Source organism: Deferribacter autotrophicus (genome assembly GCF_008362905.1).
Classification (GTDB): Bacteria; Chrysiogenota; Deferribacteres; order Deferribacterales; family Deferribacteraceae; genus Deferribacter; species Deferribacter autotrophicus.
In genome coordinates this window covers 96,844-115,858 of sequence record NZ_VFJB01000004.1, presented here as the reverse complement: position 1 = coordinate 115,858, position 19,015 = coordinate 96,844, and the positions used below count along the sequence as shown (strand labels likewise).

The 19,015-nt window shown below is 30.7% G+C and carries 20 protein-coding genes; all 20 read left to right on the top strand.

Going from position 1 to position 19,015, the window contains the following annotated elements:
* Positions 1–2: 2 nt before the first annotated feature.
* The 20 genes from pilM to amrB all read left to right on the top strand — a co-directional run bounded on the left by pilM (position 3) and on the right by amrB (position 19,013).
* Complete coding sequence (gene pilM / locus FHQ18_RS04530) at positions 3–1,040, top strand: type IV pilus assembly protein PilM (protein ID WP_149265985.1); 1,038 nt, start codon at positions 3–5, stop codon at positions 1,038–1,040.
* Positions 1,037–1,582, top strand: coding sequence for a PilN domain-containing protein (locus FHQ18_RS04525; protein ID WP_149265984.1), 546 nt, complete (start codon positions 1,037–1,039; stop codon positions 1,580–1,582). Before pilM ends, FHQ18_RS04525 begins: the two co-directional genes overlap by 4 nt.
* 2 nt (positions 1,583–1,584) lie before the next feature.
* On the top strand, positions 1,585–2,166 hold the full coding sequence (locus FHQ18_RS04520) for a type IV pilus inner membrane component PilO (protein ID WP_246798645.1): 582 nt from the start codon (positions 1,585–1,587) through the stop codon (positions 2,164–2,166).
* Positions 2,163–2,693: a pilus assembly protein PilP gene (locus tag FHQ18_RS04515; protein WP_149265983.1), complete on the top strand. Its 531-nt coding sequence runs from the start codon at positions 2,163–2,165 to the stop codon at positions 2,691–2,693. The genes FHQ18_RS04520 and FHQ18_RS04515 overlap by 4 nt, the downstream gene beginning before the upstream one ends.
* The gene (locus FHQ18_RS04510) at positions 2,693–5,083 is read left to right on the top strand and encodes a type IV pilus secretin PilQ (protein ID WP_149265982.1); all 2,391 of its coding nucleotides are present in this window, start codon (positions 2,693–2,695) and stop codon (positions 5,081–5,083) included. The genes FHQ18_RS04515 and FHQ18_RS04510 overlap by 1 nt, the downstream gene beginning before the upstream one ends.
* Positions 5,084–6,190, top strand: coding sequence for a lipid-A-disaccharide synthase (gene lpxB, locus FHQ18_RS04505; protein WP_149265981.1), 1,107 nt, complete (start codon positions 5,084–5,086; stop codon positions 6,188–6,190).
* 122 nt (positions 6,191–6,312) lie between these two features.
* Positions 6,313–7,392: a flagellar hook-length control protein FliK gene (locus tag FHQ18_RS04500; RefSeq protein ID WP_149265980.1), complete on the top strand. Its 1,080-nt coding sequence runs from the start codon at positions 6,313–6,315 to the stop codon at positions 7,390–7,392.
* A gap of 11 nt (positions 7,393–7,403) precedes the next feature.
* Positions 7,404–8,066 carry a flagellar hook assembly protein FlgD gene (locus FHQ18_RS04495; RefSeq protein WP_149265979.1) on the top strand — a complete coding sequence of 221 codons (663 nt, stop codon included), beginning with the start codon at positions 7,404–7,406 and terminating at the stop codon, positions 8,064–8,066.
* Positions 8,067–8,085: 19 nt separating this feature from the next.
* Positions 8,086–10,593, top strand: a complete 2,508-nt coding sequence (locus FHQ18_RS04490) for a flagellar hook-basal body complex protein (RefSeq protein ID WP_149265978.1) — start codon at positions 8,086–8,088, stop codon at positions 10,591–10,593.
* 89 nt (positions 10,594–10,682) lie between these two features.
* A complete protein-coding gene (locus FHQ18_RS04485) occupies positions 10,683–11,447 on the top strand; it encodes a motility protein A (RefSeq protein ID WP_149265977.1) in 765 nt (254 codons plus the stop codon).
* A gap of 7 nt (positions 11,448–11,454) precedes the next feature.
* Complete coding sequence (locus FHQ18_RS04480) at positions 11,455–12,204, top strand: OmpA family protein (protein WP_149265976.1); 750 nt, start codon at positions 11,455–11,457, stop codon at positions 12,202–12,204.
* Positions 12,204–12,710 carry a flagellar basal body-associated FliL family protein gene (locus tag FHQ18_RS04475; RefSeq protein WP_149265975.1) on the top strand — a complete coding sequence of 169 codons (507 nt, stop codon included), beginning with the start codon at positions 12,204–12,206 and terminating at the stop codon, positions 12,708–12,710. Before FHQ18_RS04480 ends, FHQ18_RS04475 begins: the two co-directional genes overlap by 1 nt.
* A 7-nt stretch (positions 12,711–12,717) precedes the next feature.
* A complete protein-coding gene (locus FHQ18_RS04470; protein WP_149265974.1) occupies positions 12,718–13,008 on the top strand; it encodes a FliM/FliN family flagellar motor switch protein in 291 nt (96 codons plus the stop codon).
* Positions 13,001–13,774: a hypothetical protein gene (locus FHQ18_RS04465; RefSeq protein WP_149265973.1), complete on the top strand. Its 774-nt coding sequence runs from the start codon at positions 13,001–13,003 to the stop codon at positions 13,772–13,774. The genes FHQ18_RS04470 and FHQ18_RS04465 overlap by 8 nt, the downstream gene beginning before the upstream one ends.
* Entirely contained in the window at positions 13,756–14,511 is a 756-nt protein-coding gene (gene fliP / locus FHQ18_RS04460; protein ID WP_425457882.1) for a flagellar type III secretion system pore protein FliP, read from the top strand. The genes FHQ18_RS04465 and fliP overlap by 19 nt, the downstream gene beginning before the upstream one ends.
* Positions 14,512–14,749: 238 nt before the next feature.
* Positions 14,750–15,025: a flagellar biosynthesis protein FliQ gene (gene fliQ / locus FHQ18_RS04455; RefSeq protein WP_149265971.1), complete on the top strand. Its 276-nt coding sequence runs from the start codon at positions 14,750–14,752 to the stop codon at positions 15,023–15,025.
* Between the two features lie 8 nt (positions 15,026–15,033).
* Complete coding sequence (locus FHQ18_RS04450) at positions 15,034–16,446, top strand: HD domain-containing phosphohydrolase (protein ID WP_149265970.1); 1,413 nt, start codon at positions 15,034–15,036, stop codon at positions 16,444–16,446.
* On the top strand, positions 16,440–17,447 hold the full coding sequence (gene mqnE, locus FHQ18_RS04445) for an aminofutalosine synthase MqnE (RefSeq protein ID WP_149265969.1): 1,008 nt from the start codon (positions 16,440–16,442) through the stop codon (positions 17,445–17,447). The genes FHQ18_RS04450 and mqnE overlap by 7 nt, the downstream gene beginning before the upstream one ends.
* The gene (locus FHQ18_RS04440) at positions 17,428–18,243 is read left to right on the top strand and encodes a hypothetical protein (RefSeq protein WP_149265968.1); all 816 of its coding nucleotides are present in this window, start codon (positions 17,428–17,430) and stop codon (positions 18,241–18,243) included. Before mqnE ends, FHQ18_RS04440 begins: the two co-directional genes overlap by 20 nt.
* A complete protein-coding gene (gene amrB, locus FHQ18_RS04435) occupies positions 18,222–19,013 on the top strand; it encodes an AmmeMemoRadiSam system protein B (protein ID WP_149265967.1) in 792 nt (263 codons plus the stop codon). Before FHQ18_RS04440 ends, amrB begins: the two co-directional genes overlap by 22 nt.
* Positions 19,014–19,015: the final 2 nt, after the last annotated feature.

Below are 19,015 nucleotides of genomic sequence, written 5' to 3'. Positions count from 1 at the left end.
ATATGTTTAAAAAGAAGAATGTGATCGGTATTGATATTGGAAGTGATGCCATAAAAATTGTAGAATTAAAAAGTAAAAAAAATGGTTTTGAACTGACTAATGCTATTGTGGAAGATCTTCCTGAAGATGTCATATCTGAAGGTTCCATTGTTGATTATAACGAAGTTATTACAGCTATAATTAATGCGTTTAAAAAAGGGAAGTTTAGTCACAAAAATGTTGGTGCGGCATTAAAAGGTAATGATGTAATTGTAAAAAGAGTTCAGGCAAATGTTCCAGACAGAAAGACGTTTGATGAAACTTTTAGATGGGATGCTGAACAGTATATTCAGATGAATATTGAAGATGTTAATATTGATTATGAAATTATAGACTTTGATGAGACTATTAATCAAGCAGATGTTATTTTGGCGGTTGCAAGAAAAGATTTAATTGCTGATGCTATATCTGTACTCGAATCTGCAAAATTAAAACCAACTATCATAGATCTAGAAGTTTTTACTTTAATGAATTGTTTTGAAGCTAATTATGGTAGAGAGGATGAAGTATCGTTAATTATTAATATTGGTCATACCTCAACATTGATGGTTTATATCAAAAATGGTCTTTATGAATTTTCAAGGACTGTTGATTTAGGTGGGAAAAATTGTATTGAGGAAATTCAGAAGAGGATGAATTATGTTTATGAAGATGCAAGATTGAAACTGTTTGATAAAGAGTCGTTGGAGTTTGATGATGAGTTGAAAAGTGCTGTTGAGAGCTTTAATGAAAGATTAGCAACAGAGATTAAAAATAGTATTAATTATTTTTATACAAGCACACAACTTGTTGTAGATAAAATATATGTTTGTGGAGGTGGAGCAAACATATACGGACTTAAAGAATATATAGAAAAATTTTGTGAAATTGAGTCAGTGTTTTTTAATCCATTTGCTAACTTTGAGGTTTCTAAAAATATTGACCAGGGGATGCTGAACAGTAATTTGTATAGATTTAATGTAGCGTGTGGGTTATCATTAAGAAGAGTGGATGAAAAATGATAAGGATTAACTTATTACCTAAGAAGAAAAAATTTCGTTTGCAAGGGATTTATTTAGAGCTATTTGTTTTTTTTATTTTGATAGTTTCAATTATTGTTGGAATTGTGAATATTAATACCAAGTTAAAAGAACAGCAAAATTTGATTAAAAGAGAGATAAGTAGGTTAGAGACTGAGCTAAGGAAATTACGCAAAGTTGATAAAGAAGTAAAGGTATTAAAAAAACGTAAGGCAGAATTGCAACAGAAAATTGATTTGGTTGTAAGATTAAAACAAGGGCAAAAGGAGTATTATAAGATACTTACAAGTTTGGAGAAATCGTTACCTCAAGATGTTTGGATTAGGAAACTTAGTTATGGTAAAGGTCAAATTAATCTTGAAGTTTCTTCTTTGAGAAGTACTTCAGTTAATGAATTTATTATAAACATGTATAAAAGTGAGATTTTTTCTAATATTGATTTAAAAATCGTAAGGAAAAATCAGGTTGAGGGGATAGATATTAATAGCTTTACAATTACTGCAAAAGTGAATTTAGGTGGATAAAGATGATAAAAATTATATCTAGTGTTCCACTAAAGTTTAGAATAGTTGTTGAGGTTGCCATTATTATTGTAATCATTGCTGTATATTATTTTATGTCATACAAACCTCAGGTGGAAGAAATTAATAAATTGAAGAAACGTTATGATTCACTAGCTCTTTCTGTTTCAAGGTTAAAACCTGTTATGCTGAGTTATAAAAAGTTTAAAAAAGAATTTGAAATAGTCAATGAACAATTCAACAGAGTACTTAAAATCTTACCAAATGAGAGAAATTATAACGTTTTGTATGATCAAATTGTAGGATTAGCTGAGAGAAACGGAATTAAAGTATCTCTTTTTCAGCCCACTGGTATAAGAAAAATCGATGATTTTCATTCATCTGTTAACTTTAATATGAACATGGAAGGTAGGTTTCTAGATTTAGTAAATTTTGTTTATAGGATTAATTTCTTAGATAAGATAATAAATATTAATTCTTTAAGTATTAATCCTATAAAAGATAAGGAAGGGAATTTAATACTTAAGGCTAATTTAGGTATGAATTCTTATATGTTTAATGTGCCAGTTAGTGGAGCTGCAAAATGATAAATTATTTATATGGACTGATATTTTTGGTGATTTTTATTTTTTCAGGTTGTGATAACTCTGATATTGAGTTTAAACCTCAAAAGAAACCTGTGAAAATTAAGCAGGAGAAGTTTGAGATAGATAAAGAAACGTTAGAAAAGCAAGAAGAGAAATTAAGACAAGTTTTTGCTAAAGATTACAAACCACTTAAGTATGAAGCAGGTAGAGATCCTTTCTTATCTGTTGTTGATTTATATAAAGATAGTCAAGATCTTGAAGGTCAAGGGAATCCTCTCTTTAGAGTCAGTTTGGATCAGATAAAACTTGTTGGAATACTTAAAAGTTCTTTTGGTAATGTAGGCGTAATCGATATAAGTGGGAATAATTATTATGTTAAGGTTGGTGATGAAATTGGTGTAAATAGAGGTAAAATAATTTCGGTAAGTGAAGATATGATTGTGGTAAGACAAACTGAAAAAGATATATTTGGTAATATAAGAACTGATATTAAAGAGATATATTTAACCCAGAAGGAGGGTAAATAATGAAGTTATATATTAAGTTTTTAATAAGTTTTTTAACATTGATGTTTTTGTTTTCATGTGCTCAGAAAACTGTGGAAGTAAAACATATAAATGAAATAAAAGAGTTTAAAATAGCTAAAATTAAAGATGAATATAAAGCTGAATTGTTAATGAATTATAAAAGTGATGTAAAAGTATTTTATGGTAAAGAACCATATAAATTAACAATATTGGTGCCTGATTGTAGTGTCAGTTCTGAATTATTAAATTTTAAGTATACTGATGATAACATTAAGTCTGTTTTAATTTATAAAGATAGATATGGTGCCAATGTTGAGATACTTCTCAATAAAGATGTTAGATATAAGTATAATGTTAAGGATAATAAGGTATTGTTGACATTTTTACCTTTAACAGTAGAAGAGAAAGAAATTGGTAAAACCTTGGATTATACCGCACCACTCACTGAAGATATTTTGGTAGGTAGCAAACTGCTTGATATTGAAAATTCCTCAGATAGCTCCAACTTATTATTTAAAATTAAACTAAATGGTGTGGTTAGATATGATTATGGTTATTTAGATAATGATTATTTATATGTTGATTTATTTGATGTAAAAAATGTTAGTGAGAAGAAGTACTTAAAATATAATAAGGGTATAATAAGATATGTGAAAATTGGTGAGTATTATCCTCCTCAAAAGGTTAGATTGTTAATTAAACTTATTCATCCTATAACTGTGTTTGCCGCTCAAGATAGAAATTATCTGATCTTATCAAACAATTTTGAAAGCCTCCCAAAAGAACAAAAGTATTTGGTGGGAATTGAAACTATTTCGGTAAAAACTTTTCAAAGTATAATTGTAAAAACAACAGGAAGAATTAATTTTACGAAAAAAATTGTAAATGGTAATCTTTTAGTAATTTTTGATGATGATGTTAAAATACTAAATAGAGTAAAAAATATTATCAATTTTAGTGAAAAATCGCCATTTAAGTATTTAAAGATTGTAAACTATGAGGGGAAAACAGCAATTTTAATTATTCCGAATGGATATGAGGTTTACGCTAATGTTGAAACAGCCCCTGAAGGTATTTTAATTAGTGGTAGTTTTGAGAATTTTAGTAAAGCTACAGTTAAATTTAGTAAAGGATTAGAGCTTCTGGAGTCTAGAGAGGATAAGAAAAAAGTAAGTAAAATTGATTTGATAACTCTTAACATTAAAGATATGGATGTTCGTGAAGCCATTAAACTTATATACTTTGGTAGAAAAAAGAATCTTGTTTTTGGGAATGGAGTGAGTGGAAAGGCAACACTTTTTGTAAAAGATATTCCATATACACAGGCGTTAGAAATTATTTTAAAAGAGAATAACTTAGTGAAAATTGAAGATGACAATTTGGTTTGGATTTTAACGAAACAAAGATATTCTGCTATGAAGGCAGAAGAAATTAAAAAAATAAAAGAAAAAGAGGCTATAAAAAAAGTTGAGCCATTGGTGACTGAAACAGTTCCTGTAAATTTTTCTGAAGCATCTGCATTTACTGCGATAATAAAATCAGTACTAAGCGAAAGAGGTAAGCTTGAAATTAATTCAAGGACTAATAGTTTTGTAATAACTGACATAAAATCATCAATCGATAAAGCGCGTGAATTATTAAAAGAGCTTGATAAAAAGACCCCTCAGGTAACAATTGAAGCAAGAATAGTAGAAGTTTTAGATACAAATAATCTGAATTTGGGTATTCAGTGGGGTGGGAATTACAATGTTAATTCCACATCTGTAAATTTCCCCAATACGATCACTATTAATGGAAATACAGGATCGACAGGAATTAGTGGTTCTGGATACATTGTAAATCTACCTGTTGGTACTCCAGCTGGGGCGTTAGCACTGTCATTAGGAAATTTATCTAGAACATTTAATTTAGATGTAGCCTTATCTGCTCTTGAGAGTCAAAATAAGGTAAGAACTATTTCAAGTCCAAGGATTACAACATTAAATAATCAAGAAGCTGAAATTAAAAGTGGTGGTACGGCAATTATTGTGCCAACAGGTGATAATACAGAAACACAAGAGGTTGATGTTGGTATAAAACTGAAAATTAAACCGCATATTACCCAGAATGGTATGGTTTTTTTAGATATTGAAGTTGAAAAAAGTTCTCTAGGTTCTGTCACTGCAAATACAGCAACAACTGAAGAGAAAAAAGCTAAGACTCAAGTGCTTTTAGAAAATGGAGAGACTACAGTAATAGGTGGTATTTATGAAGATGAAAAGTCTGAAGTATACCAGGGGGTTCCATTTTTAAGTAAGATACCGATACTTGGTGCACTTTTTAGAGCAAAATCGAATACAACAACTAAGAAGGAGTTATTAGTATTTATAACACCTAAAATTGTAGAATAGATGAAGCTGTTTTTGATAGCCGGCGAAGAATCGGGAGATATACACGCATCGAATATGATCCGCCATCTTTCTCAGATGGCGGATTTCTCTTTATATGGAACAGGTGGAGATAGGTTAAAGGAGCTGGGTCAGACCCAATATTTTCATATAAATGATATGTCCATTATTGGTATTGATGGGATTATTCGTAAAGCACCATTCATTGCAAATCTATTTAAAACATTAAAAAGAAAATTATTAGAAGTTATGCCTGATGTTGTGATTTTAGTGGATTATCCTGGTTTTAATTTAAGATTTGCAAAATTTGCAAAAGAAAACGGTTTTAAAGTTATTTATTATATAGCGCCCCAGGTTTGGGCATGGCATTATAGTAGAATTGAAAAGATTAAAGAGTATGTTGATTTAGTTCTATGCATTTTACCTTTTGAAGAAGAGTTATTCAAGAAAAAGGGGATAAATGCAAAATTTGTAGGCAATCCCATTATAGATAATATAAAATATAAAATTAGTAATGGAAATGACTTTATGAAATTATTTTCGCTTACTAAAAATAAGAAAATTATAGGTATCTTACCCGGAAGTAGAGTCAAAGAGATCAGAGCATTAATGCCTGTTATTATGCAGGCCATAAAAAATATTAAAGATGATTTTCAATTTGTAATAGCAAAAGCTGATAATTTGGATAAACAAATTTTGCTTTCATACATTGGTAATGAAAATATTCCAATAGCAGCAGGATATAATTATGATGTTATGAAGTATTCTGATTTATTGTGGGTTTGTTCAGGTACTGCTACACTTGAAAGTGCTATTGTAGGAACTCCATTAATTCTTATGTATAAAGTAGGAAAAATCACAGAAATATTGGGACGACTAGTTATTAAAACGAAATATATAGGACTACCAAATATTGTGGCTGACAAAGAGATTGTTCCTGAATTGTTACAAAGCCGTTTGACACCGGAGAATTTAATAGACTATACTTTTAAGTTACTTGAGAATTATGAATATTATAAAAATGAGTTATCAAAAATTGGAGAAATTTTTTCCATTTATAATCCCTCCCAGCAAGCTGCTCAGGAAATATATTCCTTTTTAAACAGTTAATTTCTTAAAATTATTTTCTCTTATTTATTAACAAGTTATACTGTTAGATGTTTCGCAGTGTTTTTAAGTGAAATTAATAAATATTGGCATTTATTTTTCTATGTACAGGGTGGAGGTGTGCTATGGAGCAAGCATTAATTAATATTAATGATATCATTTCTGAAAAACCTAAAACACAACTAAAACTTAATAAATCAAACTCAGATGATAATGAAAAATTTCATAAGATTTTTCGTAATAAGCTCAATGATAATGAGGATAATAATGCAAAAGAAAATCAAGGTGATATTCAGAATATAATCTCATTTTTACAAAAGATATTAGAGCAGCTTAATCTGGAAGTTTCAACAGAAAGTATTGAGAATATTAAAAGTGCAGAAAATTATGCTGAAGCAAAAAAAATAATGAAAGAGATGCTGTTAGAGCTTGGGATTTCTGATGAAGAAGTGAAAAAGATATTAAGCGATATTGAGAATATTAAATTTAAAAAAATAGTGAATGATGAAACTTATTTGTTGTCAGAACAGGTTGATAAGGAGGATTTAAAGAGTGAGGCTGTAAATGAAATGGAAAAAACAGTAAGAAATGCCAAAGATACACAACATATTAGTAAAGTTTTAAAAAATGGATTAGATACCAAGCTTGTTTTTGATAAAAAGAAACTATTATCAGAACATTTTTTAAACATAAATAAAATAAATTTTCAAGGGAATAAACAAGAAATAGATTTTAGATCTGATCAGTCGTTGCTATTTCATTCAAATAGTCAAGATAATAATGTGTTAGTTAAAAATGAAATTAAAGTTGAAAAGCCAACTGATATTTTGAAGTTTGTTGATTATTTGAAGATGACAAATATCAAAGGTGGACAAAAAATAGTTGTAAAACTTCATCCTGAGCATCTTGGAAACTTAAAAATTGAAATTAGTGATGTTAGCGGAAAATTAACAGCAAAACTTTTTGTGGAATCACATGAAGCAAAGAATTTACTTGTTACACAGACTGATTTGATAAGACAGCATTTAGAGGCTAAAGGGATAAATCTTTCCAACATTGATTTTGGATATCTAACTGATGATTCATCCAAGGAACAATTCAATCATAGAGATACAAAGAATGGTTTTAAAAATGGAAATAGTGCAGCTGATAGAGTTACCATCAATAAAGAAAAAGAAAATTATAGTAATGCACTTTATGCATAGGAGGATAACAGATGATATATGATACAAATAACGTAACAACCACTTTGTATTCAATGGATAGTAGTAGGGAGCCTAAAAAAGAGCTTGATAAAGATGATTTTTTAAATTTGCTGGTTACTCAACTGAAATATCAAGATCCATTGAATCCTCTGGATAACAATGAGTTTATTGCACAGACCACACAGTTTTCATCTCTTGAGCAGTTGATAAATATATCTGAGAAATTTGATAAATTGATAGATAATGAAGAAAGCAGTAATCTAAACCTTTTTTCCGCAGTAGGATTCATTGATAAAACAATTAATTTTTATGGGAACAAATTTAGCACAGAAGAAGATGGTGCTGTATTAAAGTTTGAATTAGCAGGTGAGCCAAAAGATACTGTAATAAAAATTTATGATGAAAAAAGGGCTCTGGTAAATGAAGTAAATTTTGAAGCAGTAGATGGTGAGAATTTTTTCAGCTGGGATTTGACTGATAAAAATGGTGTCAAGTTACAACCAGGCTATTATTCGTACCAAGTTATCGCTAAAGATAATGACGGAAATGAAATACCTGTAAGACTGTATTCATCCGGAAAAGTTATAGGTATTTTAAGGGATGGAAACGATACTGTATTTGACTTAGGTTTTACACAAGTAAAACCAGAAGAAATAATTTCCGTATATAATTAAGAATGTTGGAGGTGTATAGATGCTAAGGTCATTATATTCAGGTATTACTGGTTTGAATGAGCATCAAAAAAGTATGGATGTGATCGGTAATAATATAGCTAATGTAAATACTGTGGGATATAAAACTTCTAGGATTGTGTTTCAAGATTTGTTAAGTCAAACAATCAGTGGGGGAAAAGCGCCTGCTGGTAATCTTGGAGGGATTAACCCTAAACAAATAGGAACAGGAACTTCTACAGCGTCCGTTGACACTATTTTTACTCAAGGGACTCTTCAAAATACCGGTGTTACGACAGATATGGCAATACAAGGGAATGGTTTTTTTGTGGTAAGAAGTGAGAATGAAAACGAAATGTATTACACAAGAGCAGGAAATTTTACTTTTGATAAAGATGGATATCTTGTTACTCCAGATGGTTTTATAGTTCAGGGATGGATGGCCGATGCTGCAACAGGTGAAATACTTACTGATACAGAGGTTTCTGATATCCAGCTTTCTTCTGCTTATACAAGTGTACCTGCAAGGGCTACTGAAAATGTCTCACTTGTTGGAAATCTTGATACCAGGGCTGAGCCAACTATTTTAGAGTTTCAGCCACTTATGACAACAGCTGCAAGTAATGATAATATTTTTGATCTGCATAGTTCAAATGGTTTAAAATTAGATTTGGTAGAAGGGGAGCCTGTTAGAATAAAAGCCCTTGCTACTAAAATAACTGATATGGCAAAAGTTTATAATTCAAGTGATGTCAGTTTAGGGTTGGATTCTAATAAAAATATATCAATTTTTATTACTCAATCTGATACGACCACAGAACATCAGTTAATTTATGATAGTAATGAAGATGACTTTGACAATAATAATATAGGTAATGGAAAATTTAAAACATTACAAGGATTTATTGATGAATTAAATAATATATTAAATAATTATGGTGCAACTGCAAGTTTATCTGAAGGAAAAATAAAAATTGAAAGTACTAATAACTTTACAATTAATTCATTTTCAGGTAATCCTAATCTTGCTGTTGTTTTACAATCACTTGTAGGTGCTTATGTTTCAAATGATACGAAAGAAAGTAATGAAATATTTTATGAAAAAATATTAAATGCTGGAAGCGATTTTAATAGTTTAGGTGAATTAGCTTCTGAGATTACGTCTGCAATTAGCGAAAATGTTTCAGAAGGTTTTTCCGTAAATTATGATGAAAATTCTGGTATGTTTGTTTACAAAAATTTAGTCATTGATGCTGATCAAGATGGCATCCCTGATGTGTCTTCTAATGATATAAGAGGTTTTAAAATTGATAAGGCTTATAGTGGGACAGTTTTTGAATCAAATATTGTTACAAGTAATGATATCCTTTTAGGTGCTGGTGAAACAAATCCTCCAATATATAGTAACAGATTTTTAAGATATGCAAAGGAGTCTGATTCTTTAGATAATTTATATACTAATTCTGGTTTAACTCTTGGCCTTGATAGCGATGCAGTAATATATTTTGATGCGCAGATTGGAGGTAAAGAACCAAATAGTGACCCAGAAGCTACAAACTATGTCCCTGTATTAGGTAAAACAGTTGGTGATTTGTTAAATGGTTTAGAATCATATATGGGACTTCCAGATAACAGCATTACTATAGAAGATGGAAAAATTAAGGTAATTGGGGAAAAAGGTATACCAAATAATATTGATTATATTAATTTTTCTGTCTCTGGAGCAAGTTCTTATGCTACATTTACTGACTATATGAAGTATCAAACGTTGCAAAATGCTTCAGGTGGTCAGTTAATTACTAGTCAAACAGTATATGATGCTCAAGGTAACCCCCATGTTGTTAATTATAATTTTGAATTATACGATGAGGCCAATAATGAGTGGAAACTTACAATAGAACCTGCTGATTCTAATGATTCAATATCTATAGATGGAACAACTGGAAATACTGTGATTGTAAGATTTAATCAGGATGGTTCGTTCCAAGGGGTATATGATTTATATACAAATAATATATTATCAAATTTGTCATTTACGTTATCACCTGCAAATGGTGCTTCAATAATGAGTGGTGTTAGTGTTAATTTAGGAACCCCGGGAAATTATGATGGGATGACACTTTCTGCTGCTGAATCAACAATAACAGAAACAGATCAAGATGGATATCCAATGGGCTCACTAGAAAGATTGTCTGTGAATGATTCGGGGGAAATTATAGGGGCTTATACGAATGGTGAAATAAAACTTATTGCGCAAGTCGGGGTAGCAATTTTTACTAATCAAGAAGGTCTTTTAAAGGTAGGGGATACATTATTTGCTGAGACGCCAAACTCTGGACAGGCAGCAATCGGTCGTGCTTCTACAGGAGGTCGAGGAACTATTGCATCAGGAGCTCTTGAGAACTCAAATGTCGATCTTGCAAGAGAATTTGTAAATATGATTACAACTCAGAGAGGTTTTCAGGCTAACTCAAGAGTCATTACTACCAGTGATGAACTGTTACAGGAGTTGATGAATCTGAAAAGATAAAATGGGGATTGATATTACATCCCCATCTGTATAAATTTTCTTTGAAAGTTATTGTTTTTTTAATTATAATTGTTTAGGAGTGAAATAGTATGGATATAGCAACCCTTATTGGTATTGTTCTTGCTTATGTTTTGGTATTTGTTTCTCTCTTAATGGGGCCTGGTGTAGGCGTATATATTGATATCCCTTCTGTGTTAATTGTTATTGGTGGAACATTTGGTATAATTTTTATGAATTACCCAATGAATAAGGTATTTAATATAATTGCTATTGTTATGAAGACATTTCTTTTTAAGTCAGAGGATCCTGCAAAGCTTATCGAACAACTTGTTAACTTTGCTGTAAGAGCAAGAAGGGACGGAATATTAGCTCTAGAATCAGCAGAGAATGAAATCAGTGACGAGTTTTTGAAGAAAGGTATTAGGTTGGCAGTTGATGGTACTGAACCTGAGGTAATAAAATCTATTTTAGAAACAGAATTATCTTATATGGAAGAAAGGCATAAAGAAGGTGTAGGGATACTTGAAAGTATTGCAAGTTTTGCTCCAGCTATGGGGATGATTGGTACTCTGATTGGTTTAGTGGCAATGCTTCAGACTATGAATGATCCAAGCTCTATTGGTCCTGCTATGGCTGTAGCATTGCTTACAACATTTTATGGGGCAATTATTGCAAACCTTTTTGCTGCACCTTTGGCTGGTAAGTTGAAGACTCGTTCTGCGGAAGAGATTTTATTGAGAGAGATAATGATTGCTGGAATTATGGCTATACAAGCTGGTGATAACCCAAGAATTGTGGAACAAAAACTTAATGCATATCTTCCTCCAAAAATGAGGAAGTCGCAGTTTGAATAGGTGAGTTATGGCTGAAAAAAAGTGTGAAGAGTGTAAAGCTGGTGCTCCTGAGTGGATGGTAACATTTTCAGATATGACAACTTTGCTTTTAACCTTTTTTGTTTTGCTTTTATCTATGGCGTCTCTAGATCAAAGGAAAATAAAGGAAGCTCTTGGATCTCTTCAAGGAGCACTAGGTGTACTTGAAGCTGGTAGGAAATCGGAAATAGGTAAAGAAGAGATTCTATCAAGAATGGATTTTGTACAACAGATAAAAAAAACTGAGCAGCAAATGCTAGCAGGTTTAAGAAATTATGTAGAACAAGCTAATCTTAGTAGTCAGATTTCGGTGGTGAAGACTGATAAAGGTATTTCTGTAAGGATTATGGATTCAGTGTTATTTGAACCTGGAAGTGCAGATATATTACCTTCAGCCATACCTATTCTTGAAAAACTTGCGGCAGTGATGAGGGATACACCATATAATATTCTAGTAGAAGGGCATACTGACGATATACCTATTCATACACCGAAATTCCCTTCAAATTGGGAGCTTTCGACTGCTAGAGCTGTGGCAATTGTTAAGTTTTTCATAAGAAAAGGGGTAAAACCTGAAAAACTTAGTGCTGCTGGATATGCTCAATATCATCCTATAGTACCAAATATTACTCCAGAGAATAGAGCTAAAAATAGAAGAGTTGAAATTAATTTTGTGAGTCCAGAACTTGCAGAATCAAGTAAAAATATCTTTGAAGAAAATAACAGTGGAGGTTTTTGATGGCTGATGAAGGAAAAAATACTCAAGAGCAGGAAGAAGGTGGTAAAAAGAAGAAAAAATCTAAATTGTTTCTCATTATAATATTAGTAGTTGTGTTGCTTATTGGTGGCGGAGCTGCATATTTCTTTTTAGTAAAGGGGAAAGCTGATAAAAATGCTGAAGAGACAGTAAAAGAGAAGAAACAAGCTAAAGTGGATGCAGGCATTGGACCGTTGTATTCATTGGATACATTTATAGTAAATCTTGCAGATCCTGGTGGTACAAGGTATTTAAAGGTTACAATGCAACTTGAGCTTGATAATGAAAAGTTGCAGGAAGAAATGGATAAAAGAAAACCTCAAATTAGGGATGTTATTTTAACGGTTTTATCATCTAAAACATATGCTGAAGTTAGTACTGCACAAGGAAAGCTTGCTTTAAAACAAGAGCTGATAAGGAGAATAAATCTTATCTTAACAAGTGGAACAATAAGAAGTATATATTTTACAGAGTTTGTAGCACAATAGGTGTGAAATGAAAAATAATATTAAAAGAGTAAAAGAGGAATTTGGAGAAGTAATATTAGATGTAGTAGTAGAATTGGGAAGGGAAAAAATAACAATTCAAGAAATGCTGGCTTGGCATAGTGGTTCAATTGTAAAATTAAATAAAACTTCCGGAGAAGCAGTGGATATACTTGTGGCTAATCGTCCGATAGCCAAAGGTGAAGTGATGGTAATAGATGAAAAATTCGCTGTAAGAATTTCTGATATTTATACATTGGAAAATATAATTGATAAAAAAAGAGATGGACTTTATGATTAAAAAAATTGTTTTAACTTTGTTTTGTCTACTTATTTCTTTAAGTGTTTGGTCTTTTGATTATGATGTGAAAGAAGATTATTTGTCGTTAAATATAAATTTTAAAAATGTTCCTAAATTGATTGAGAAAAAAGTTAATAAAAACACTGTTTATTATTTGATTGATGGATTAAAGGGTGAACAGTTTAATCGAGAATTTTTAGGATTACCAGTTTCATATGTAAAAGGATACTATGATGCGAATGGTCAATATAATATTGAGATAAGTTATATAAATAATGTTGTAGAACCGACATTTAAGGTAAATGGCAATAATTTAAATATTGTTATACCATTTCAAAATGGGGTGAGTTATAGTAATGCTCATGCAGTGAGTCCTTATATACGCATAGTCGTTGGCCTCATTATTGTATTGCTGATGATAATTTTTTCTTTTATAATTTTCAAATTCTTGTATAAAAAAAAGCTGCATCAGGTTATACCAGGAGTTGGACGCGTTTTAGGTAAAATGGATTTGATTCCGGGTGTTTCATTGATATTTGTTGAATTAGGTTCAATACTGTACATATTGGCTTATACAAATGCATCTGTTACAATGATTGATAAGCTTACAGACGATGAGGAAATTAGTAAGCTAAAAAAAGGTTTTTCTAAATATCAAGATTTTTCAAGTTATTTACGTTTTTTTGGTAAAAAAATTACGAAAGAAGATATGGAAATCACAAAAACTATTGTAAGGGAGAAGATTGAATCACTAAGAAAAAAATAGTTTTTTTTACTTTTTTATTAATTCTTTTTTCTTCCTTTTATGTTAATGCAGCTGATAATATTCCTTTACCCGCATTTCGTTTTGGTGTGGAAACCGCTAAAAATCCAAATGATGTAGCAATTACTTTACAAATCATTTTTTTACTAACCATTCTTACTTTAGCTCCAGCAATACTGCTAATGGTCACTTCTTTTACAAGGATTATTATTGTGTTTTCTTTTTTGCGAAGTGCTTTAGGTACACAGCAATCGCCACCTAACCAGGTTTTGATAGGTCTTGCGCTATTTTTAACTTTTTTCATTATGTCTCCAGTTTTTAGTGAAATGAATAAAAAGGCTTTACAGCCCTATTTAAATGGTAAGCTTACTTTTACCCAAGCACTTGTTGAGGCAAAAAAGCCGTTGAGGAAATTTTTATTAAAAAACACTCGAAAAAAAGAATTACTTACATTTATTGAAATAGCAAAAATAAAGAGACCTAAAACACCAGATGATATACCTGACACTGTTATCATTCCTGCATTTATTACCAGTGAATTGCAAACGGCCTTTGAGATAGGTTTTTTACTATTTTTACCATTTTTAGTAATTGACTTTGTGGTGGCAAGTGTTCTCTTATCAATGGGTATGATGATGCTCCCTCCTGTTATGATATCATTGCCGTTTAAGATATTACTATTTGTATTAGTGGATGGGTGGGGTTTAATAATTGGTTCTTTAGTAAAAAGTTTTTATTAGTTAGCACTGAGAAAATGCTAACTGATTATAAATATATAAACTTTAAGATAAAATTAGTAAGTTTTTTCCCGAATATTTTGAGTTTCATGCTGAAAAATTTGGGGATAGGATTAAAATAAATAATAAATGTTTTAAAAAGCAAGGGGATAAAAATTACTTTGCCATTGGGGTCTGGGGCAAAGCCTCAGAATAATTGATGGATGGGAGTTTTTTAAGGATAATTTTATAAAGGTTGAAAATGACAGTAGACTTTGTTATTGAGATAACGACAAAAACGTTGGAACTAACTTTGATGATTGCAGCACCAATGCTTATTTTTGGATTAGTTGTTGGTTTAATAGTAAGTATTTTTCAAGCTGTGACACAAATTCAAGAAATGACATTGACATTCATACCTAAGATACTTGCAGTTGTTGTAGCGTTGATAATTTTTTTTCCATGGATAATAGATAAATTGATTAGTTTCACTGTTAATATTATACACAATATCCCAGTTTATATTGGGAAATTTTAGGAGTTATTATGGAAGAATTTAAATACAAAATTTTAGTTGTAGACGATGAAGATTATGTAAGAGATAGTCTTGACATAATTTTATCCACGGAAGGCTATCAGGTTGTTGGTGTAAGTAGTGGATATGAAGCTCTAGAGTTATTGGAGAAAAATTATTTTGATTTTGTAATTACAGATATCAAAATGCCTGAAATGGATGGGATTACATTGCTTCGTAAGATTAGGGAGGGATATCCTGATTTACCAGTGATTGTTATGACAGGATTTCCTAGTATTGATAGTGCAATAGAATGTTTGAAGGAAGGTGCTTTTGATTATGTTACTAAACCGTTTAAAGTGGAAGATTTGATAAATAAGCTACAAAAGGCTGATGAAAATAGAAAGTTAAAAAAAGAAGTAGTAGAACTCAAGCAGTTGTTAAAAATATACGATGCTGGCTTATTTTTCAATAAGACCTTAGATCATGAAGAGATTTTGAATGGAATGGAGAAAATGCTTTTTTCGGATTCTTTAGTTTATGGTTGTTTTTTTCACATATTTACAAAGGCATTTAAGAAATCATATAATTTGAGTGAAGATATAAAACATTATCTTGATACAAGGTTTAGCTTTAAAAATGCTGCTCAACTGTTTTATGGAAAGAATTTAATAAATGAGTCTGTGAAAATAAATGGTAAAGATGTTAATTTACTTGTTATTCCAATGTATTTTGAAAAGTTTGTATGGGGAATCTTTGCTCTTGTAAATGTTGGTTCAAAGGTGTTTGATGTAATCCATGAAAGAATTTATTCAATTTTTGTAAATCAATTTTCTATTGCATTAAGAAATTCATATACTTATGAAGAATTGGCTAAAGGTTATTTCGAAACAATAAATTCATTGGCTGTGGCTGTTGATGCAAAAGATCATTATACCCGTGGTCATTCTGAAAATGTAAAAAATTATTCTCTAATGATAGTGGAAGAGTTTGGTTTCTCTGAAAACTTTAAAGAAGTAATGACTTATGCAGGCTTACTACATGATATTGGTAAAATTGGAGTGCCAACTCATGTTATTACAAAACCTGATAAATTGACCGATGAAGAATTTGAAGAAATGAAAAAACATCCTATATATGGTAAGGAAATTCTTGAACCTATTGAATTTCTAGGCGATGTTCCTGATTATATTTTATATCATCATGAAAAACTTGATGGCAGCGGTTACCCTTTTGGATTAACGGCAAATGAAATACCTCTTGGTGCAAAAATTTTGCAAGTGGCAGATTCCTTTGATGCTATGACTACAGATAGAAGTTACAGGAAAAGAAGAACATTAACCTGGGCTATGGAAGAATTGGATAGGTGCAGTGGAACTCAGTTTGATACTGAGATTGTGAAGGCTTTTAAATCAGCTATGAAAAGGAGAGGATTTACATGGTAGATGTGTTAAGCAATGATTTAATTGAGCTTGGAAAGGAAGCGAATAGGATAAAAGAAGAAAAATGGGGTAAAAAGGTTTTCTTTGTTAAAAATATTCATTTAAATTATACAAATATCTGTTTGAATAAGTGTAAATTTTGTGCTTTTGCAAAAGATGAGGGGGATGATGATAGTTATTCAATGGATTTGAGTGAAATTGTAAAATATATTGGTGATAAAGGAGAAGATGCAAAGGAGATACACATTGTTGGAGGATTGCACCCTCATCATTCTTTTGAATACTATTTAGATATGGTTAAAGCAATTAAGGAAAATTTTCCTGAAAAAGCGGTGAAAGCTTTTAGTGCTGTTGAGATTGACTATTTTAGCAAGATAAGTGATTTGCCTGTAAATGAGGTCTTAAAAAGATTGAAAAAAGCTGGCCTTGATATGATGCCAGGTGGGGGAGCAGAGATTTTTGCTTCTGCAGTTAGAAGGCAAATTTGTCCTGAGAAGATTTCTGGAGAAAGATGGCTTGAGGTTATGGAAATTGCTCATAAAGAAGGGATAAAAAGCAATGCTACAATGCTTTATGGACATCTGGAAAGTATGGATGACATTTTAGATCATTTAGAGAAATTGAGAGATTTACAAGATAAAACTGGAGGTTTTGTAGCTTTTATACCGCTAAGTTTTCATCCTGAAAATACCTTTTTAAACCATATGAAACCAGCAACAGGTGTCGAAGACTTGAGAATTATAGCTTTGTCTAGAATTGTCTTGGATAACATTCCTCATATAAAGGCTTATTGGGTAATGTTAGGTGAAAAAACTGCACAAGTGGCATTAAAATTTGGTGCAGATGACCTTGATGGAACAATTGTTAAGGAGAACATTACTCATTCTGCTGGTGCTAAAAGTAAGGAAGGATTAACGTTAGAAGAGTTAGTATATTTAATAAAATCAGCTAATTTAATTCCTGTGGAAAGAGACTCTTTTTACAATGAGATCAGAAGTTATTAATGAAATTATTTTTGTCAACCCATCTCCAAATATGATTAAATTATCAAGAATTATTAAGAGGATGGGGTATAAAGTTATTTATGCATCTACTGATTTATATTTTCCTTGTTTTTTTGATTCTGCATATTTGATAGACGATAAGATAACTAGATTTAGTTCATTATCAAATATCAATACAAGCAAAGAAGATATTTATTATTTATTTAAAAAAAGTTTATTTAATAAACTAAAATTTTTACGATATAAAAAGAGAATCGGTTTTAATACTGTTTCATTAATGGAAAGAATAAAGTCTTTCAAAGAATCCCAACCTCTGGAGAAATCAAAGACAGAAAGATTTTCTGATATTTTAAATGATGGGGAGAATTATAAAATAGTATTTTCTTATCTTCCTAAGCAGGAAATATTAAAACTTGGTTTTTTAGGAAATGATTATAATATTTTTAAAATTGAGGGTGAACAGGAGTTTATTGATACTATTCAAAAATCAACTTTCTATATATTGAAGAAAAATGGAATTGAAATTTTTAGGTATGAAAATTATATTATTGTTAAAACTGAAAATTCTAATTTAGAGCTGAATAAAATTTATAAATACCTGGATAATTATAATCTTGAAGTAAAAAAGATTGGACAAATTACTAAAAAAGAGAATCCTTGGATTGAGAAAAAATCGTTAAATGGAAAAGAGTTTTTTTATATTAATGACTATAGCGTTTTTAATTTTTCCATAAAGATATGGGATGACTGGTATGAAAAATTAGCGAGGTTTATATGTACAGAAAAGCAGCGGTAAAGGGGTATTTTTATCCTGATAATTTGAATGAATTAACAAGTTTTTTCAGCAAACACGCTTATGATGGTGAAAAAATTGATGGAATTATGGCTATAGTGCCACATGCTGGTTATACCTATTCAGGAGTTACCGCTGTTAAAACTATTTCAAGGCTAAATTTAAAAGATAAAATATTATTATTAGGTCCAAATCATACAGGATTTGGTGAAAGAGTAGCCCTTTATCCTGAAGGGGAGTGGGAAACTCCTTTTGGTGATGTGAAGATTAGTAGGGATTTAAATAGTAGGTTATTGAATATTTCGTACATTAAAGAAGATATCATAGCCCACGTTAGAGAGCATTCCTTAGAAGTAATTTTACCGATGTTAAAATATTTTAAAAAAGATTTCAGTTTTTCTGCTATTACTATGATGCCAATACGGTATGAGGAATGTATAAATTTAGCTCAAGAAATTTACGAGAATATTAAGGATGAAAATATAACAATTATAGTGAGTTCAGATTTTAATCATTATGAAAATGCTGAGATCACTGAGAAAAAAGATATGTTAGCAATTAAACAGATTTTGAATATGGATAGCAAAGAGTTGTACGATACTGTATTTGAAAAAGATATAAGTATGTGTGGCATTTATCCTGCAATTGTAGGGATAGAAATTGCAAAACGATTTGGTGCTAATAATTCGTTACTTGTAGAGCATACCCATAGTGGAGTGGTAAATAGTGATTTCTCTCAGGTAGTGGGTTATGCAGGTATAATAATTTATTAAGG

Bases quoted from the DNA above. Each gene is read 5' to 3' on its own strand.
- fliQ (WP_149265971.1), top strand. From the start codon at position 14,750: ATGACAGTAGACTTTGTTATTGAGATAACGACAAAAACGTTGGAACTA.
- FHQ18_RS04485 (WP_149265977.1), top strand. From the start codon at position 10,683: ATGGATATAGCAACCCTTATTGGTATTGTTCTTGCTTATGTTTTGGTA.
- amrB (WP_149265967.1), top strand. From the start codon at position 18,222: ATGTACAGAAAAGCAGCGGTAAAGGGGTATTTTTATCCTGATAATTTG.
- FHQ18_RS04520 (WP_246798645.1), top strand. From the start codon at position 1,585: ATGATAAAAATTATATCTAGTGTTCCACTAAAGTTTAGAATAGTTGTT.
- FHQ18_RS04525 (WP_149265984.1), top strand. From the start codon at position 1,037: ATGATAAGGATTAACTTATTACCTAAGAAGAAAAAATTTCGTTTGCAA.
- FHQ18_RS04470 (WP_149265974.1), top strand. From the start codon at position 12,718: ATGAAAAATAATATTAAAAGAGTAAAAGAGGAATTTGGAGAAGTAATA.
- FHQ18_RS04465 (WP_149265973.1), top strand. From the start codon at position 13,001: ATGATTAAAAAAATTGTTTTAACTTTGTTTTGTCTACTTATTTCTTTA.
- FHQ18_RS04500 (WP_149265980.1), top strand. From the start codon at position 6,313: ATGGAGCAAGCATTAATTAATATTAATGATATCATTTCTGAAAAACCT.
- FHQ18_RS04490 (WP_149265978.1), top strand. From the start codon at position 8,086: ATGCTAAGGTCATTATATTCAGGTATTACTGGTTTGAATGAGCATCAA.
- FHQ18_RS04440 (WP_149265968.1), top strand. From the start codon at position 17,428: ATGAGATCAGAAGTTATTAATGAAATTATTTTTGTCAACCCATCTCCA.
- FHQ18_RS04475 (WP_149265975.1), top strand. From the start codon at position 12,204: ATGGCTGATGAAGGAAAAAATACTCAAGAGCAGGAAGAAGGTGGTAAA.
- lpxB (WP_149265981.1), top strand. From the start codon at position 5,084: ATGAAGCTGTTTTTGATAGCCGGCGAAGAATCGGGAGATATACACGCA.
- mqnE (WP_149265969.1), top strand. From the start codon at position 16,440: ATGGTAGATGTGTTAAGCAATGATTTAATTGAGCTTGGAAAGGAAGCG.
- FHQ18_RS04450 (WP_149265970.1), top strand. From the start codon at position 15,034: ATGGAAGAATTTAAATACAAAATTTTAGTTGTAGACGATGAAGATTAT.
- FHQ18_RS04480 (WP_149265976.1), top strand. From the start codon at position 11,455: ATGGCTGAAAAAAAGTGTGAAGAGTGTAAAGCTGGTGCTCCTGAGTGG.
- pilM (WP_149265985.1), top strand. From the start codon at position 3: ATGTTTAAAAAGAAGAATGTGATCGGTATTGATATTGGAAGTGATGCC.
- FHQ18_RS04515 (WP_149265983.1), top strand. From the start codon at position 2,163: ATGATAAATTATTTATATGGACTGATATTTTTGGTGATTTTTATTTTT.
- FHQ18_RS04495 (WP_149265979.1), top strand. From the start codon at position 7,404: ATGATATATGATACAAATAACGTAACAACCACTTTGTATTCAATGGAT.
- FHQ18_RS04510 (WP_149265982.1), top strand. From the start codon at position 2,693: ATGAAGTTATATATTAAGTTTTTAATAAGTTTTTTAACATTGATGTTT.